This is a genomic window from Shewanella sp. Iso12 (assembly GCF_012030025.1).
Classification (GTDB): Bacteria; Pseudomonadota; Gammaproteobacteria; order Enterobacterales; family Shewanellaceae; genus Shewanella; species Shewanella algae.
Genome location: NZ_JAAUHW010000010.1, coordinates 64,697 through 82,130 on the forward strand (window position 1 = coordinate 64,697; position 17,434 = coordinate 82,130).

Below are 17,434 nucleotides of genomic sequence, written 5' to 3' on the forward strand. Positions count from 1 at the left end.
AAACTGCTCTCAGTTCAATCAATTGGGCGCAGTTTGCCATGAAGATTTCCACCCTTTCTCTCGGCGCTTCGGCGTTGTTGCTCTTGTTGGCGGCCTTGCTCGCCTCACTGGTGCTCTGGAGCAGTGAACAGAGACAAGAGGCAGAACTGCAGAGCCAGACGCTGCAAGGCTTGCAGCAAGAATTTTTGGTGGATATCCGTGCCAATCTGGATAAGTATCTCGCCAGTGGCGATGCCGGGCGATTGGAGCAGGCCAGAGCCCAGCTCAATGATATTCATGACCGTTTGCCGGTAGATTCACAGCTGGCACAGGAGCTGGCGCAATTGGTGACGGCTCTGGATGGCAAATACCGCGCCGCCGGCAAGTTGGCCGGAAATCCCAGGCAGCTGTTGGCCCATGCCGAAACCGAAATGTTGGACAACAACAAGCGCCTGGCGGATTACGGCGATCAAGGGCTGGCAACGGCGCCGCAAGTGGCGCATGAATACCTGCAGCTCAGTCGGGAGCTTCCGCCGCTGGTTTACCAGTTGTCACAGCTGACCCAGGATTACCTGCTCGGACGGGAGCAAAGACTCAAGCCTTACCTCGACAGCACCATAACCCAGTTGGCCGACTGGCATGACAGACTCAGCGCCTTGCCACTACTTGGTCTCTATCGCACAGTAGAGGCCGATGAATTTGCCCTGGGTGACGATGAACCCGAGCGCGAGGAGATAGGCGAGAGCTACCGCGCCGAACTTCTGAGTCTCAGCAGTCGCTACGCCAAGGAAGTGACCAATACCGAGCAGCAACTGTTGGATAACCGTCAGATGCAGGATGCGCTGCGCGCCGATATGCACAAGTTGCAGCAGAACTTGCTGACCATGGCCGCTGAGCAGCAACGGCGTACCGACAAGCTCAAACACGAGCTGCAGCTTTGGCTCTATCTGGCTTTGGGGGTGCTGGCCTTATTTGCCGTGGCTTATTTGATTTTGCAGCAGCTCAGGGTGGTGAAGCCGTTGCAGCTGCTCAACACCGCCTTCAGTCAGCTGAGTGAGTCCAATACCCGCGAGCGCCTCAATATCAGTCGTCGCTGTGAAACCGGCCAGATAGCCGCCCATTTTAATGCTCTGCTGAATCGTTTCGAGTCAGAGGATGAACAGCAGCGGCAGCAATTGGCGCGTATCTCCCAAAGCCTATCGGCCCTGGTGCAAAAAATCAGTGAAATGGCCGGTAGTACCCGTGAGACCCAACAAGTGGTGGATCAGGCTCGGCAGCAAACGCTGGAGCTCAGTGAATTGGCCGGACTGGTGAGTGACAGCTCAGCTTCGCTGGCCACCCGTGCCGGCAATACCGCCGAACAGATGCACCAGAGTGAACTCGAAGCGCAGCAGATGCTGGAGGCCACAGATTCAACCCGCACCGCCGTTGCCGAGTGTCATCAAGCGCTTGCCAGTCTGGATGATTCAGTGGCGGCTGTGGCGGGAATCATCGACGTGATAGGCAATATCGCCGGGCAGACTAATCTGTTGGCGCTCAATGCCGCCATAGAAGCCGCCCGTGCCGGTGAGCAGGGGCGAGGCTTTGCCGTGGTGGCCGATGAGGTGCGCAGCCTTTCCAGTCGCACCCAGAGCTCGCTCGATGAGATAGGTGCCATTCTCAATCGGCTTACCAATGCCAACAAGAGTCTGGGGCAGAGTATGGATGGCATAGCCGAGGCGACCGACAGGCAGAGACAGAGAGCCGAGAGCCTGAAACAGCTGGCGCAGGAGGTGAGACAGCAGGCTTTTGCCATGGCGAGTGGGACTCAGCAGGGTACTGAGTATGCCCAGTCACAGCTGGCGCATCTGCAATCCTTCTCCAGCGCCATGGAACAGCTGCGCAGCCAGGCGATCACCGCCTCAGAGCAGGGGCAGGCAATCGCCTCTCAGGTGGCTGCAGGTGTCGCCGAGATAGAACAGAATCTCGGCATTAAAGCCGCCTGAGTCGCTATTAGAGGCTCGCCAGTATGGTTTCGGCCTTGCTGACTTCGAAAGTCTTGGGCGCTTCCACATTCAACAAAGAAACCACGCCATCGTCTATCACCATGGCATAGCGCTGCGAGCGTAAGCCTCCGAAGGCGCCAGTGTCCATTTCCAGCCCCAGCGCCTTGGTGAAGGCACCATCGCCATCGGCCAACATCATGATCTCACCGGCGTTTTGGGTTTCACCCCAGGCTTTCATCACAAAGGCATCGTTGACCGACACACAGGCAATGATATCGACGCCCTTGGCCTTGAGTTCATCGGCCAGCACCACATAACCCGGCAGGTGAGCCTCGGAGCAGGTGGGGGTAAAGGCACCGGGAACAGCAAATAGCACGGCCTTCTTGCCGGCAAACAGTTCCTTAACCTTGTGGTTGATCATGCCCTCTTTACCTAGTTGGCTCAGAGTGGCATCCGGCAGAGTTTGACCTTGTGCAATCATGGTATTTGTCCTTTCAGTTGGAATTACAAACCATCATAGCCGTTAATGGAGTGGACAAACACAGACATTCTACAGGGGCAATCAGGCGGCAGCCGGCCGGCGCCGAAACAGCGTTCGCAACGCCAGCCAGCATAAGCTGAGCAGCAGTTCGGCCGAGGCTGCGAGCAGCAAGCCACTGAGTAGGCCAATGGCAATGGCATCGCCCTTGAGCAGAATATTGTGGCTGTAGTTGTCCCACACTTCGCGGCGGATATCCGCCTGTGGCGCAAACGCCAGTTGCAGGTAGGGGCTGTAGAGACTCTCGCGGAAGTCGGCCAAGGCCTGCTGCAACTCGGAGCGGCGTTCTACCATGGCGTTGAGCTTGTCGCCGCCGGAGGTAAATACCGGATCTTTGTTGGTCACATAGTGGGCGATAAGTTTATCCAGATCGCCACCGAAGAAACGGTCGGCATCGCGCTGAAACCCGGCCAATTGGGTTTGGATCTCGCTCAGGTGGGCCTGCAGGCTCTTGCCATATTGATCGACAAAGCCGGGGAGCTGGATCCCCGCCAGCACCCCCACAAAGAACAGCAGTAGTCTGAGATAGTCGCGTATGGTTCTAAGCATCATGCCTCCCTGAGTTCCGGCCAAACCAGATTGCCGCAGCCGCCCTGTATCTTAACTGACCGGTTCTGGCTTTGTTGCCGCTCTATCTGTGTCGCCCATAGCACACAGGGCTGCAACCAAAATGGATGCTGACTCAAGCGGGCGGTTTTGACAAGTGCCTACCGCTGAACATAGGCCTGGCATAGCAGAGCCTCCTCAAGCGCAATGATGTGGGTTATTTTTCCACCGGAGGCTTGATCCCATATTGGGACAGGGAATCAATAAATTCCTGCTTTTGGTAGCTGATAGCACGCTTAAGTGCCTTATGGCCTTGCGGAAGTATGTCAGCACCGAGCTTGCTCAAAACATAGTTAAAGTCCTGGATATCACTGGTTCTCACCATCTGCTCCAGCATGGTTTCCCCCGAGTGGCTGACCAGCGTCAAGTCAGCCTTTGACTCAACCAAGGCCTTTACCACCTCAAGATTGCTTTTTTCACCTGCTCCTTGAATCGGATTGGCGGCGTACATCAACGCAGGGCGGCCGTCACTATCTCTGGCATTCACATCGACATTGATGCCGATAAGGTATTTGACCGTGTCCAGGTGTCGGTACATTGATGCCGCCATTAAAGCGGTTTCCTGGCGACTCCCAGAATGCCCGTTAATGTCGGCGCCTCTTTCAACCAGGAGTTTGACCATCTCTACGCTCTCTTTCCCCGCAGCCGAGTACAATAACTCAACCAAGGTTTCAGCCGTGAGAAGGCCTGGCGGCGCGTTGTCGAGTAATTGTCTGGTTATTTCCAGTTGGCTACTCATAACGGCTCTCTCAATATCTTGTTTGGTGATATTGGCGCCGTGGCGTACCAGAGTAGTGACATAATCCAGCCGGCCAAACCAAGCTGCGTAATACAAGGGGCTGTTGCCAGAGCCGTTGGTTTGATTAATGTCGGCACCACTCTCCACCAGATAATTAAAGACTTTGGCATCATCTGTGCCCACGAGTTGATGCAGCAGGGTCTCTTTATAGCTTCCCTTGACGTTTAAATTGGCGCCCTTGGCCACCAAATAGCGCATAACCTCTAGGTTGTCATCTCGCACGGAGTAAGCGAGAGCGGTCACTCCGTCTGTGTCCTGGGTCTCGAGTTTCGCCCCCTTATCCAACAGATACTTAACTATATCCAGGTCGCCCCGATTCGCAGATATCATCAGCGGTGTACTGCTGCGCTCGGCATTTATTACCAGTAGGGCATTGATGTCGGCGCCCTTGGATACCAGGTACTTAACCGAAGCCAGGCTGCCGGCCGATACGGCCGTCTTGAGCATCTGCTCCTTGTTGCCAAGGGTGACTCTTTGCTGTTTTACCAGGTAATCCAAAATCTCTGTGGCACCGTTTTTGAGCGCAATGATGGAAATCTCTTCGGCATATTCCTTGGAGAGCACCTGGCCGGTTTTATTCAATAATGACTTGAAGATATCCAGATGATTATTGTGGGCCGCTATCTCCGGTAACCCCCAGCCGCCGTTATTCTTTTGTTTGAGGTTGGCGCCGTTCTCCAGCAGCAAAGAGATCGCCTGCTGATGGCCAAACTCGACGGCCACCATCAGAGCCGTCCAGCCATATTGGTTTGAGGCGTTAATATCGATATTTTTCTCAAGCAGAAAAGAGATAAGGGCCAGATCCCCCAACTTGGCGGCAACCAGCAGAGAGTTGAAACCATTTTGACTGCTGGCGTGAATATCGGCGCCTTGCTCAATCAGCAGCTTTGCCATCTCAGGAGTGGGTGACATCAACAGCGCATTCCAGCCGGCAGGGTTCTCAAGGTTGATGTCAGCGCCCTGAGCAATCAGCTGCTTTACCGAGTCCAGTTGGCCATCCAATACAGCTCGCATCAGTGGCGACAGACCCTCCTCATCCAAACTGTTCAGCTTGTGCGCCGCAGTTGTGGCTGCAGCTGTCTCGGGCTTAGCGCTTGCGGCCATAGCTGGTTTGCCAAAGAGAAAGATTCCCATCAAAACACATACAAACATCATCCTTAACTGCATTGTGATATTTCCTGAACTCTGTTTATGGGGCTGATCCGATAAGTCTTGCCCAAAAGTGTGGAGCAAAATATGCGGCGAGCCACAAAATGGCGCGGCTCTATGTTCCTTGTCGACTCAGTTCATCGCCGCTTTGACATAGACATCGAAGCGGTTTTTCTTGGTGGCGATAACAGTGCTGGGTTTAACCCCGGCCAGGTCTTCGGCGTAGTCCGGCCGTTTGACCACTACCCGCTTGCTCGCCAGTGCCAACGCCGGGGCCAGCAAGCCGTCGGCATCGGTATCGGCGCCGACCAGGGTCTGAAATACCCGCATCTCTTTTTTTACCAATGCCGACTTGTCTCTGTGGGGATACATGGGGTCCAGATAGACCACATCCGGTTGCGGACTTATCTGGCTCAACGCCTCCAGACTGGAGTCGTGCAGCAGCGTCATTCTTTGCTGCATCCAGGGGCCGATTTCGCTGTCCTGATAACCGCGGCTGAGACCGTCTTCCAGTAGCGCCGCCACCAAGGGGTTACGTTCAATCAGAGTCATTTGGCAGCCAAGGCTTGCCAGCACAAAGGCGTCACGGCCAAGACCGGCCGTGGCATCTACCACTGAGGGGCAGGCGCCTTGCTTGAGACCGACCGCCTTGGCTATGGCCTGGCCACGGCCGCCGCCGAACTTACGTCTGTGGGCCACGGCGCCGCCGATAAAATCGACACAGATACCGCCAAGCTTGGGTTCGTCACGCTTGAACAGGGTCAGCATCTCCTGCTCAAACCCCAAGGCAAACACAGAGTCTTCTGAATGCTTCAGGCCCCAGCGCTCGGCAATGGCGCACAGACGCGGCTCCCGGGTATCAAAATAAATGCTATGGCTTGGCTGCTTCACTGAGTTTGAGTCCTTGGCTGAATTGGCGCCATTATGCCAAATGCCAACCTGACTGAATACGTTCGGCTGCAACTCGCAGGCAGAGCAGCTATAATGCCGCGGTCATTTACCCGTCAGTCATTGGGGAACTCATGCTCAGCTACCGTCACGGTTTTCATGCCGGCAACTATGCCGATGTGCTCAAACATTCCATCTTGTTGCAGGCGCTGAGCTTGTTGCAGAAGAAAGATAAACCTTTGGTTTATATCGATACCCATGCCGGTGCCGGTGGCTATGCACTGGAAGATGATTTCGCCCAAAAGACAGGGGAATATCTGGAAGGTATAGGCAAGCTCTGGCAGGAAACGAGTGTGCCGCAGGCGATGACAGCCTATCTGGAGGCGGTACGCCATTTCAATGAAGGCAACGAGGAGCAGGCCACAGATGAGCTGGCCTGGTATCCCGGATCTCCGGCGATAGTGGATATGCACCTTAGAGAGCAGGACAGAATGCTGCTGCACGAGCTGCATAATACCGATGTCGAACTGCTGCAGGAGTATTTTGAAGGTGCCCGTCAGGTGAAGCTGGTTCACGGCGACGGTCTGCAGGGCCTGTTGGCCGCGGTGCCGCCACTGGAGCGTCGGGCACTGGTGCTGGTGGATCCCAGCTATGAGCTCAAGAGTGACTATCAGGATGTGGCCGATACCCTGATAAAAGCTCATCGCAAGTTTGCCACCGGGGTGTATCTGCTCTGGTATCCGGTCGTCAATCGGGCCCAGACTGAAGCCATGCTGACGAAGCTGAAAGACAGCGGCATTCGGCGCCAGTTACGGATAGAGCAGAGTATCAAGCCTGACTCGGATGAATTCGGTATGACGGCGGCGGGTCTGTGGGTCATCAACCCGCCCTGGCAGTTGGATACCCAGGCCGAAGAGCTGCTGGCCTGGCTTCACCCCAGGCTCAATCAGGGTGACGGCAGCGTCACTGTCTCCTGGGAAGTGGGCGAGTAAGCTTGGTTCCATCATAAAAACTGTTGGCCGGGTCACTGGGTATTAATTGGGTACTAAGTCGGATACCGAGTTGTGTACTAACGGCCCGGCCTGTTAACAGTGGCCTTTACGGCGTCTAAGCGACTGTGGTGACAAGCGGCTGTGGTGAATTATTCCGACAGTGCTTTCAGCTCGGCCAGCGTCGCCTCATCTACGAGCCCTAGCGCCAGCGCCTGCTGCGGATTGGTCTCTATCAAATAGGCACTGATACTCATCATATTGCGCAGTGCCATGCCGTTGGGGCCATCGTAAGCCGGCTGCTCGTTCCACTGATCCTGAGCCCAGGCGGCCCAAGTGGCCTTGAGGCTGTAGCCCGCCTCACAGAAGATGGTGCGGGTCAGTTGGCTGCCCTTATCCAGCATCTCCTCGTCGTTCATGCTGTTGTCTAGCTCGCCCTTGTGGCTTTGCATGACTTGCTTTACTGCCGCTATCGCTTCGGCGGTTGCGGGAACCGGGCCAAGTTGGCTGTCATCACAGGCTATTACGGTGGAAAAGGGCATCAGCAGACAAGCACAAAAGCCGAGGGACTTGAGGTTAAACATCTTCACTTCCTTGTTGTTGCGCCTCTCAGGCGCGGCTCAAATTGCGGTAGCGCTCCAGCAAAATTTTCACCCGTTTCACATAGGCGCGGGTTTCCGGGTAGGGTGGCACGCCGCGATATTGGGTCACTGTGGTAGGGCCGGCATTGTAGGCCGCCAGCGCCCGGGTCATGTCGCCATCGAAACGGGCCAGCATCTGCGCCAGATAGCGGCTACCGGCATCAATGTTCTGTGATACCACAAACGCGTTGCTGACACCAAGCTCTTTGGCGGTATCCGGCATCAACTGCATCAGCCCCATGGCGCCGGTACGGGACAGAGCCTTGGCGTTGAAGGCCGACTCGGCGTGGATCACCGCCCGGATTAGCGCAGGATCCAGATTGTAAGTTTGGGCGGCGAGGGCGATTTCGGCGGCATAGTCACTGTCAAACAGAGGGATTGCCTGCCAGTTTACCTTGGAGTCTGGTCGGCAGGCGAAACAATCATAGAGAATGATCTGATATTCCTGGCTGCCGGGTGGCTTGTCGCTGAACGCCATCACGCCGTTGGCCTGGCGGTACTGATAGACTTTACGCTTCGGCAGACTGCTGTCACTGATGCCGTGTTCGGAGTAACGCGCCACTATACGGGGTTTGGTCGAAGGCTCTTTAGTTACAGCTGAAATTTTTTCACCCATGACTGAAGGCTCTTTACTTATAGCTGAGGGCTTTTTTCCTACGGCTGAGGGCTCTTCACCCATGGCGGCCTTTTCCGAAGGCATAGGTATCTCGGTGCCGGCAAGCGCAGCAAAGGGCAGCGCCGAGCTCAGCAGCCAGAGTAGCAAAGAGATGAGTCCTTGGCCGGAAGTGTGCTTCACGCCTGATAACCCGCCCGTGTTTCCAGTTTCAATATGTCAATGATAGCAAAGAGTTGCTGCATTTCACTGTGGATCTGGCTGAACTCCTTTTCGAAGGTGGCTCCCTCAAAGATGGAGGCGGTCTCGAATCTATCCTTGTTACTGGGAAACAGGATCAACAGCTGCCTGCCGTGGAAGGCGCAGCGCAGATCCCGGCCGAACTTCTTGCTCAAGTCCAGCAAACGCTCCATAAACAAGGGGTTCATCAACACCCGGCCATTGATCTGATTGTCGGCAAAGACATCGAACTCTTTTTCAAACACGGGATCTTCCAGCTTCATCTGCTTCAGCCCCGAATAGCTGGAAGAGAGTTTCCCCAGCAGGCCGCGGTCGCGGATCAATACCGCATGGCAGCCGAAGTTTTGTGGCACGGTAAAGGTCATGGCCAGTCCCTTGAATACCTCGCTGGTACGCTTCTTATTCTTGCTATCCCGATATTCTGACTTCAGCACTAATTCACTGATCCCCAGTTCGACCTGTTTATAGCTACCGGTAATAAAATCACTGGAATGTGCTATGTCGTGCTTGGGCAAAATGCCGGCATCACGAAATGGTCGCAGTGGCAAACCATCGTTGGGACTAAAGGTAAAGTCGTCGCCGAAATAGCGGAAGATCAGCGGGAACAGATCTTTTTTAACCTGTGTTTGAAACGCCTTGATGGGTTTCTTACACCAGAAAAACATCAGCAAAACCGGGGTAAGGGCGAGGGCAAACGAAGCTTCCGGGCCAAGGGAACTGTAGTACATAAGGTCGTACCAATAGTGCCAAACCAGCAGCAGAGTCACCACAAGTGTCAGTACAAACAGGGCTACCCGAGTTCGGCACTGCTTGAGGCTCTTGATCCTCAGTCTTTCATACTTACTGGCCTTGGGCTGTATATGCTGGCGATAGTATTGCTGCAGCTTGGGCAGATCTTCGCTGGGGGCCTGTAAGCCTTTTCCCGGGCGTACCGGGGAAATCTTGGCCCCCATCAGGAAGGTGATAATATTCACGGGTCAATCTTTTACTCTGTCTCAGTTCAAATAGTCGCCGGCATTGACCGGACTTTTGGCGCTTTCATCCGCCTCATAGAAGGGCAGAGCCTGTACCTTGGCCATGGAAGCTATGATTGAACCCGGGAAAATTTCCACCGCATTGTTGAGTTCAGTGACTGCCGAGTTGTAGAAACGCCGAGCCGCAGAAATATGGGCCTCCACTTCGTTATAGGTCTGCATCGCCTGCAACATGGTGTTGTCTGACTTGAGTTCAGGGTAGTTTTCTACCGACACCATCAACTGGCCAACACGGCTGTTGAGCTGGTTGGCCAAATCCAGATGTTGTTTTACCGCATCTGTGTCGGCCGGATTGTAGCTTTGGGTCAGTTGCGTGCGTAATTCGGTGATCTCGGTCAGCAGCTGTTTTTCATGGTCCATGAAGCGCTTGGCTATGGTGAGAATATTGGGCAGCAGATTGGCCCTTTTCTTGAGCTGGACATCTATGCCTGAGAGGGCTTCACGGGCCGTGTTGCGTTTTTTTATCAGGCTGACATACCAGAGATAAATCAGTATCACGGCGATCGCCAGTATCAACAAAAATCCATCCATATTTGCTAAAGTTCCATGCAGTTTTTTCTGAACTGCGCCAGCTAACCATAAAATGGCCGCAAATGCATCTTTGTTGTGATTTTGAACCTATGCTGGCCCCTTTACGGCGAGTCTTGCCAAGTCAATGAAAACCATAACTTATATGGCTTTAAAGATAGATTTAAGCAAAATCCTGTAAATCAAAGGTTTGGACTGTACGTTTTTAGTACATGGAAACATTATCTAAATGATTCATTTGAAATATTTATCTATTTTTGAGTGGTAAAAAAACAGCAGTTTTTGACTCAAGTCTGTCGGAAGCCGCTATAGGCCATGGGAAAACTGTTTACCGTGCGTCAAAGCGAAGAAATTGAATCATACTATTTACAAATAGCTTTTATTATGTTCAGGCAAGGTTCAGACAGCGTATTGTAAATTGTAATGACACAACGTTGGGGCAAAGCGAATTAGTTCAGCGAATTTGCCTTTATGGACCCGCCCTGGGTCCTTTTTTTTGCCTCTAATTTCCCGCCATTCTTCCAGGTTAAGTTTCAGTTAAAAGTGTCACGGCAAAATGGCCGGCCGCTTGTCGTAGATGTTACGGCCATGAAAATAGAACCGGCAGCCGAGCCGGCAGACAGGGAAATCAGATGCAGTCCAATCATTCTCAGCAACCGCTCGAAACCGCCAAGAGTGGCTGGTTTATCCGCTTCCTCAATGTGGTGGAGCGCCTTGGCAACCTTTTGCCACATCCCATCACACTATTTGCGTTGTTTTGCGCAGCCGTCATCCTGATCTCCGGCATTGCCGGTTATTTTGAAGTCACAGTGGTGGACCCTCGTCCCGAAGGCGCCAGTGGCCGCAGCGCCGATGGCCTGATCCATGTGGTCAGCCTGATGAATGCCGAAGGGCTGCGGATGATAGTCTCCAACCTGGTGACCAACTTTACCGGTTTTACGCCGCTGGGCACTGTATTGGTGGCCTTGCTCGGGGTAGGGATTGCCGAACGCTCAGGACTCTTGTCCGCCGGCATGCGGGCGCTGGTGATGGGGGCCTCCAAGCGCCTGGTTACCCTGACTATTGTCTTTGCCGGAATCGTCTCCAATACCGCCGCCGAGCTGGGTTATGTCGTGCTGATCCCCATGGCGGCGATGATCTTCCATTCTCTTGGCAGGCATCCCTTGGCGGGGTTGGCGGCGGCCTTTGCCGGGGTATCCGGTGGTTACAGTGCCAACCTCCTGCTGGGAACCGTGGATCCCCTGTTATCCGGGATCACCGAAGCGGCGGCACAGATGATAGACCCTGACTACACTGTGGGCCCCGAGGTCAACTGGTACTTCATGTTTGTCTCCACCTTTGTGATCTCTTTCCTCGGCGCCTTGGTGACAGAGAAAATCGTTGAACCCAAGCTCGGTCGCTATGATGTCTCTGAAGCCAGTGTCGATTTGGAAGATCAGCGGATGGAAACCGTCACCGAACTGGAGAAAAAGGGGCTGAAAATGGCTGGTTTGGCGGCGCTGCTGCTCGGCGCAGTCTTGGCCTTGACCGTGGTTCCCGAGTGGGGCCCACTGCGTCACCCCGAGACGGGGGAAGTGGCCGGTTCGCCGTTTCTCAAGGGAATCGTGGTGTTTATCTTTGTCTGCTTTGCCATTCCTGGGCTGGTATACGGCAAGGTGGTGGGCACCATGAAAAAAGATACCGATGTGATCAACGCCATGTCCCACAGCATGAGCACCATGGGCATGTATATCGTATTGGTGTTTTTCGCCTCGCAGTTTGTGGCCTTCTTCAAGTGGACCAATCTGGGCGCCGTGTTGGCGGTGACCGGCGCCGATGCCCTCAGTGCCCTGGGGCTGACCGGGCCGATAGTCTTCCTGCTGTTTATCATGATGTGTGGCTTCATCAACTTGATGCTCGGCAGTGCCTCGGCCCAGTGGGCGGTGACGGCGCCGATATTTGTGCCCATGTTGATGTTGGTGGGTTATGCGCCGGAAACCATTCAGGCGGCCTATCGAATAGGTGACTCAGTGACTAACCTGATCACGCCCATGATGAGTTATTTTGGTCTTATCCTGGCGGTCGCCGCGCGCTACAAGAAGGACCTGGGGATAGGTACTCTGGTGGCTACCATGTTGCCATACACGCTGGTATTTTTCGTCGGTTGGACCCTGTTCTTCTTCCTCTGGGTATTCGGCCTGGGGCTGCCGGTTGGCCCAGGTGCGGCTACCTACTATTCACCGGCGGGCTGATGGTCTGTAACAGTGAATGACTGAGGATTTTAGTGGGAAGGGGCTTAGGTGATATACGCTAGCCCCTTTTTTAATCTTTTGGCTTTATTCGGCGCCGCGGCTTAAGGACGGCTAAAGCCAGAGTAAGTCTTGCGCCAGTTGCTGGGGCTCACCCCCAGGGCGCGTTTGAAGGCGTCTCGCAGACCGGCGGCACTGGCAAAACCGCAGCTGGAGGCAATCAGTTCCACCGACATATGGCTCGACTCGAGCAAGGATTGCGCCCGGCGGATCCGCGCCTGCCCCAGCCATGCCATAGGCGCCAGTCCGGTTTGCTCCCGGAACTTACGGTTCAGGCTACGCTGGCTTAAACAGGCTCTTTCTGCCAGTTGTGCCAAGGTCAAAGGCAGGTGCAGATTGTCCATCAACCAGAGTTGCAAATTGGCCAGCTGTTGCTGCTGCGGCAGCCATTGGCGATGAATTCTTTGCGACTGACAACCCTGACGCTCGAGCGGCATCACAAAGAAGTCGGCCGTGGTCTCGGCGGCCTGGGCACCAAAGTCACTGGCTATCATATGCAGACACAGATCCTGGCCCGCGGCCAATCCCGCCGAGGTCAATAGCTGGCCGTTGTCGACAAACAGCATGTCCTCTTCCACCTCTATATTGGGATAACGCTTGGCCAGTTCGGGCGTCAGTTGCCAGTGGGTAGTTGCCCTGAGGTTATCCAACAGGCCTGCGGCGGCCAATACGCAGGCGCCGGTGCAGATAGATGCCAGTCGTACTCCGGCCCTCGCGGCTTGTTGCAGCGCCTGAAGGACTTCGGGCTCGTTGAATGCCAGGGGATTGCGGATGCCGGGGATTATCACAGTATCCACTTGACTCAGCAGCTCAAGCGGGGCGATATCCGAGATGCTCAATGCGCCACTGCAGATGGATTGCTCCGGGCCGCAAAAGCTTACCTGGTAAGGTTTGTGGCCGCCGCTCAGGGAAACCAGAGGAAACATCTGGTAAGGAATGGCGAGATCGAAGGCGACAAAATCCCTCAGTACCAGAATCACAATCCTGTGCTGAGGTTGAGAAAGAGCTGAAGACATGTTTCCTGCCCGGCGCCATTCCGGCGGCCCAATAGCGTATGTGTGCAAGGCAATCTAGTTCAAGCTCAAAACCCTGTACAGCGGCTTGTGGCCAAAGTGACTGCCTGGATCACAGCCTGCCCAAGTTGGCCAGACTCTTGCGGCAATTGGCCGGTAACCGGCTGTTGCAGCCTGCAATAGGTTACTAATCTCAACGGGACTTTCTGACTCAAAGGAGCGTTTATGAACCGTCGAGACTTCACCTTATCCTGCCTGGGAACGCTGGCCGCAGCCTCTCTGGGCGGCGTGGCACCTCAAGTGCTGGCCGCGGGCGCCTCAGGCCAACGGCCGGCAGCAAACTCTTTACCCGCCGGCACCAAAGCCAGCACGAGCGGCAAGCCACATATCGCCTTTGTACTGTATGAGGGCATGACGGCCCTGGATCTCATCGGGCCGGCTGAAGTGCTAGCCGGTGAACAGTTTGATGTGGACTTTGTTTGGTACGACAAGGAGGTGGTCTATGCCGAGAGCCGCGCCAACAAGCGTTTGGGGTTAATGCCAACCGCAACCTTTGCCGAGATTGAGCAGACAAACATTCTCTGCGTTCCGGGAACCAGTAATCCATACACACAGCTGGAGCGCACCGAAATGATTGACTGGGTGGCTCGGGTCGGCGCCAAGGCAGACTGGGTCACCAGCGTCTGTACCGGCTCATTTATTCTCGGGGCCGCCGGTTTGCTCAAGGGATATAAGGCCACCTCTCATTGGGGCGTGTTGCAGGACTTGCGCTACTTTGGCGCCGAGCCTGTAGTCGATAGAGTGGTTCACGACCGCAATCGAGTCACAGGCGCCGGGGTCACTTCAGGGATCGATTTTGGCTTGCTGCTGCTGTCGCTGCTGACAGATGAGCAGACAGCCCGCGGCAAACAGCTGGTGCTTGAATATGATCCCCACCCCCCTTTTAGCAGTGGTTCGCCCAAGCTTGCTTCTCCTGCCTTGTTGGAAGCGGTACGCGGTGGTTATATGGATTACCTGCAAGCGGTTGCCCCCAACTCCCGCAGCCAACTGCAGGCCCTGGCAAGCAACTTGGGGATCAAGCATCCCTGAGACAGGCCTTTACGGTTTAGCTTCAAGGCATTGTAAATGAGGACGAAAATGGTTCCGTTTTTGTTCTAACTATAAGCTATTGTTGAACTTTTTCTATTGTCATACACTATCGGGCCCTTTGGTTTGTTGGTTGGGCCCGCATGCGTTTTTCATCTGCACGTTTGTTGCTGCTAATGGCTTGGTTGGCCACGAGTTTTACCCTGGCCGCCGAGATAGGCGACACGGCCGTGGTCGGTAAACTCTATTTCAGCGGCGCCGAACTGCCCGGGCAATTGACTCCAGAGGGGGCCGGTTGGTGGCCGGAGCCTATTTGGTTGCTGTGGCTCATGGGCCTTGGCAGCTTCTTTTGCCGTTTTCGTTGTTTTGCGCTCTGGCTGCTTGCTTTGCTGGCGTTGCAACTCAAGTTTGCCATTCGGGTCGACGACAGCCTGCTGTGGAGCAGTTGGCTAGTGTTGCTATTGCCGACACAAGTGTTGTTTGGCCTGATTTTGCTGTTGATTGACCGGGGCGAGGGCGCACGAGCCCAGGTAATCACCCTTGACTGACGATAGTCCAATTCCCAAGCCGTATTAAGGGGGAACAATAGATGTCCAGAAAAGCCAGAGCCGCCATGGTCTCGGTCTGCTCCAATATTTCGCTGATCATCATGAAGGTGGCGGCGGGTATTGTCAGTGGTTCGGTCAGTATCATTTCAGAAGCGATTCACTCCGCCATGGATTTGGTGGCGGCCTTGATCGCCCTGTTTGCCGTGCGCCGCGCCGATGTGCCGCCTGACTGGGATCATCCCTACGGCCACGACAAGATAGAGAATGTTTCCGGGGTTATTGAGGCGCTGTTGATTTTGGCGGCGGCCGGCTGGATTATTTTCGAGGCTGTCGGCAAGTTGCTCAGCCCCTCAGAGGTAGAAGGCCTGGGCTGGGGGGTATTAGTGATGCTATTGTCGGCGCTGGTTAACACAGGCGTCAGTGCCTATCTCTACCGGGTGGCCAGGGAAGAACAATCGGTGGCGCTTGAGGCCGATGCCCTGCACCTTAAGGCCGATGTGCTCACCTCCCTCGGGGTAGCCGTGGGGCTGCTGCTCATCTGGGTGGGTGGCTATTTTGGCCATAATCTGGCGCTGCTGGATCCCATAGTGGCCATAGGGGTGGCGCTGTTTATTCTCAAAGAAGCGATAAGCATGCTGGATCAGGCCTTCAAGCCGCTGCTGGATCACAGCATCAGCGAAGAGGAGCTTAACCAGGCCGCCGAGATAATCGCGCACCACTGTCCAAACGAAGGGGGCTTTCACGACTTGCGCGGCCGTCAGGCGGGCCGGCGGCGTCATATCGACTTCCATCTGACCTTGCCCAAGGAGATGAGCGTTGGCCATTCCCATGCCATTTGTGACCGTATCGAGCAGGCCTTGATGGCTGCCATCCCCCATGCGGCGGTGTTTATCCATGTGGAGCCGCTGGAAGAGCAGCCCGAAGAAGAAGGCTTACTGCAACAGGGCGCCTGAAGCGGCGCCCGCGTGGCTGCATCAGAGCCCTTGATGGGGGCCGAACACTTCGTAGTGGATCTGCGCTTCCTCAATACCCAGGGCCAGCAACTGCGCCTTGATGCTCTGCATAAAGCCTATGGGGCCACAGCAGTAGAATTGGCCCTCGGACGGCAGCATGGCCGCTATCGGTTCCAGCACCATGGTGCCATTCAGGTCATAATCCTGTCCCTGAATATCAGTCTCAAGCGGCTGGCGATACCAGGTCAGCGCCTTGAGATTTGTCTGCTCGGCCTGTTTGCGGCGTATCTCTTCGGCAAAAGCGTGCTGGGCGCCATTTTCACAGGCATGCAGCCATAGTGTCTCGGCGCAGTCTTGCTGCAGGCGGCTGTTTAACATGCTCAGCATAGGCGTCAGACCAACTCCGGCAGATAGCAGCACAACCCGGGTGTCAGGCTCAGTATTCAGGAAAAAATCCCCCGCCGGCGGGATCAGCTCAAGCTCGCTGCCGATATTGAATTCATTATGCAGCAGGTTGGAAACCAATCCTTCGTTTTCACGTTTAACGCTGATGCGATAGTTGCGGCCGTTGGGGGCATCCGACAATGAGTATTGGCGGATCTCGGTATGGGCCAGCGCCGGATGGCTGAGTTTGAGGTTCAGGTATTGCCCCGGCTTAAAATCGGCCACAGGGCCGCCATCCTTGGACGTGAGTTCGAAGGAGGTAATGGCGGCAGACTCGCGGCGTTTGTTGCTGACAACAAAGGTGCGGGTGCCGCTCCAACCTCCTTGTTTGCCTGCGGCATCGGCATAAATCTGTGCTTCGCGGCCAATAAAGATATTGGCCAACACCCCATAAGCCTTCTCCCAGGCGCCCAGTACCTCTGGCGTGACGGCATCGCCACCGAGTTCTTCCAGAGTGGCTAGTAGATGCTTGCCGACTATGGCGTATTGCTCGGGTTTGATCAGAAAGCCTGTGTGTTTCTGGGCAATTCTTTCCACGGCTTCACCGAGAACAGCCAGATTGTCGATATGTTGGGCATAGGCGGCGACGGCATTGAACAAGGCTACAGGCTGATCGCCCTTATGCTGATGAGCCAGGTTGAACACATCTTTCAATTCAGGATTGTGGTGGAACATGCGCTGATAGAAGTGTTTGGTCAACTCTGGGCCGGCGGCAACCAGCAGGGGAATAGTACTCTTGACCACTTGGATAGTGTGTTGATCCAACATAAAGACAACCTCAAAGATTCATTTAAGTTATATGTTCCGCGATAAAATAAACATGCATTTGATTTAGATCAATAAAAATCCTGACTGGATCTGTCAGGCATTCAGCATGGTTCGCAAAAACACTCGTGTGCGTGATGTATATCTATGTTTTATCGTATCTGGATCCTGATTCTGGCTTGTTCGTATCTCTGGTTTGCTTCTTTGGTTCGTTTCTCTGCTGCCGGTGCCAAGTTACCTTCAGTGGCCAACAGTCTTGGCCAACAATGACTTTTGCCGCTAAAAAGCGGATAATTCCCCCAATTTTGCTCAATTTGACCCAGATCACAGCCGGTCGCCGGTTTTACC

General features: G+C 54.7%; 16 protein-coding genes. 6 read left to right on the forward strand and 10 right to left on the reverse strand.

All coding sequences use genetic code 11. The features are described 5' to 3' along the window. The first annotated feature begins 38 nt into the window (after window positions 1-38). Complete coding sequence (locus tag HCX89_RS16035) at window positions 39-1,964, forward strand: methyl-accepting chemotaxis protein (RefSeq protein ID WP_109248095.1); 1,926 nt, start codon at window positions 39-41, stop codon at window positions 1,962-1,964. A gap of 7 nt (window positions 1,965-1,971) precedes the next feature. Here HCX89_RS16035 and HCX89_RS16040 read toward each other — a convergent pair whose 3' ends face one another. From HCX89_RS16040 to HCX89_RS16055, 4 genes are all read right to left on the reverse strand, one after another. Further along, complete coding sequence (locus tag HCX89_RS16040; RefSeq protein ID WP_144128665.1) at window positions 1,972-2,445, reverse strand: peroxiredoxin; 474 nt, start codon at window positions 2,443-2,445, stop codon at window positions 1,972-1,974. Window positions 2,446-2,526: 81 nt separating this feature from the next. After that, window positions 2,527-3,054, reverse strand: a complete 528-nt coding sequence (locus HCX89_RS16045) for a DUF2937 family protein (protein ID WP_240905009.1) — start codon at window positions 3,052-3,054, stop codon at window positions 2,527-2,529. A 211-nt stretch (window positions 3,055-3,265) separates the two neighbouring features. Further along, window positions 3,266-5,011 carry an ankyrin repeat domain-containing protein gene (locus HCX89_RS16050; RefSeq protein ID WP_167716674.1) on the reverse strand — a complete coding sequence of 582 codons (1,746 nt, stop codon included), beginning with the start codon at window positions 5,009-5,011 and terminating at the stop codon, window positions 3,266-3,268. 177 nt (window positions 5,012-5,188) lie between these two features. Continuing rightward, window positions 5,189-5,899: a class I SAM-dependent methyltransferase gene (locus HCX89_RS16055; protein ID WP_174840151.1), complete on the reverse strand. Its 711-nt coding sequence runs from the start codon at window positions 5,897-5,899 to the stop codon at window positions 5,189-5,191. 179 nt (window positions 5,900-6,078) lie between these two features. On the opposite strand from HCX89_RS16055, the gene HCX89_RS16060 reads away from it, so the two are divergent. Further along, entirely contained in the window at window positions 6,079-6,936 is an 858-nt protein-coding gene (locus HCX89_RS16060; protein ID WP_144167975.1) for a 23S rRNA (adenine(2030)-N(6))-methyltransferase RlmJ, read from the forward strand. Between the two features lie 149 nt (window positions 6,937-7,085). Here HCX89_RS16060 and HCX89_RS16065 read toward each other — a convergent pair whose 3' ends face one another. The 4 genes from HCX89_RS16065 to HCX89_RS16080 form a co-directional block, all read right to left on the reverse strand. Beyond that, window positions 7,086-7,517 (reverse strand): hypothetical protein, encoded by a 432-nt coding sequence (locus tag HCX89_RS16065; protein ID WP_144167974.1) that lies wholly within the window; start codon window positions 7,515-7,517, stop codon window positions 7,086-7,088. Between the two features lie 25 nt (window positions 7,518-7,542). After that, on the reverse strand, window positions 7,543-8,190 hold the full coding sequence (locus tag HCX89_RS16070; RefSeq protein WP_243881728.1) for a lytic transglycosylase domain-containing protein: 648 nt from the start codon (window positions 8,188-8,190) through the stop codon (window positions 7,543-7,545). 176 nt (window positions 8,191-8,366) lie between these two features. Continuing rightward, on the reverse strand, window positions 8,367-9,401 hold the full coding sequence (locus tag HCX89_RS23020) for a DUF3137 domain-containing protein (RefSeq protein ID WP_045283957.1): 1,035 nt from the start codon (window positions 9,399-9,401) through the stop codon (window positions 8,367-8,369). A 21-nt stretch (window positions 9,402-9,422) separates the two neighbouring features. Next, complete coding sequence (locus HCX89_RS16080; protein ID WP_025010793.1) at window positions 9,423-9,992, reverse strand: LemA family protein; 570 nt, start codon at window positions 9,990-9,992, stop codon at window positions 9,423-9,425. Window positions 9,993-10,621: 629 nt separating this feature from the next. Here HCX89_RS16080 and HCX89_RS16085 point away from each other — a divergent pair. Next, entirely contained in the window at window positions 10,622-12,220 is a 1,599-nt protein-coding gene (locus HCX89_RS16085) for an AbgT family transporter (protein ID WP_028780867.1), read from the forward strand. A gap of 101 nt (window positions 12,221-12,321) precedes the next feature. Here HCX89_RS16085 and HCX89_RS16090 read toward each other — a convergent pair whose 3' ends face one another. Continuing rightward, window positions 12,322-13,293, reverse strand: coding sequence for a GlxA family transcriptional regulator (locus HCX89_RS16090; RefSeq protein ID WP_025010792.1), 972 nt, complete (start codon window positions 13,291-13,293; stop codon window positions 12,322-12,324). Between the two features lie 222 nt (window positions 13,294-13,515). Between HCX89_RS16090 and HCX89_RS16095 the strand changes: the two genes are divergently transcribed. The 3 genes from HCX89_RS16095 (at window position 13,516) to HCX89_RS16105 (ending at window position 15,877) form a co-directional block, all read left to right on the forward strand. Beyond that, window positions 13,516-14,379: a DJ-1/PfpI family protein gene (locus HCX89_RS16095; protein WP_167716676.1), complete on the forward strand. Its 864-nt coding sequence runs from the start codon at window positions 13,516-13,518 to the stop codon at window positions 14,377-14,379. A 140-nt stretch (window positions 14,380-14,519) separates the two neighbouring features. Next, window positions 14,520-14,924: a hypothetical protein gene (locus HCX89_RS16100; protein ID WP_152134843.1), complete on the forward strand. Its 405-nt coding sequence runs from the start codon at window positions 14,520-14,522 to the stop codon at window positions 14,922-14,924. A gap of 41 nt (window positions 14,925-14,965) precedes the next feature. Then, complete coding sequence (locus HCX89_RS16105) at window positions 14,966-15,877, forward strand: cation diffusion facilitator family transporter (RefSeq protein ID WP_025010789.1); 912 nt, start codon at window positions 14,966-14,968, stop codon at window positions 15,875-15,877. 21 nt (window positions 15,878-15,898) lie between these two features. Here the strand turns inward: HCX89_RS16105 and hmpA are convergent, their stop codons facing one another. Beyond that, window positions 15,899-17,089: an NO-inducible flavohemoprotein gene (hmpA, locus tag HCX89_RS16110; RefSeq protein ID WP_167716678.1), complete on the reverse strand. Its 1,191-nt coding sequence runs from the start codon at window positions 17,087-17,089 to the stop codon at window positions 15,899-15,901. Window positions 17,090-17,434 lie beyond the last annotated feature (345 nt).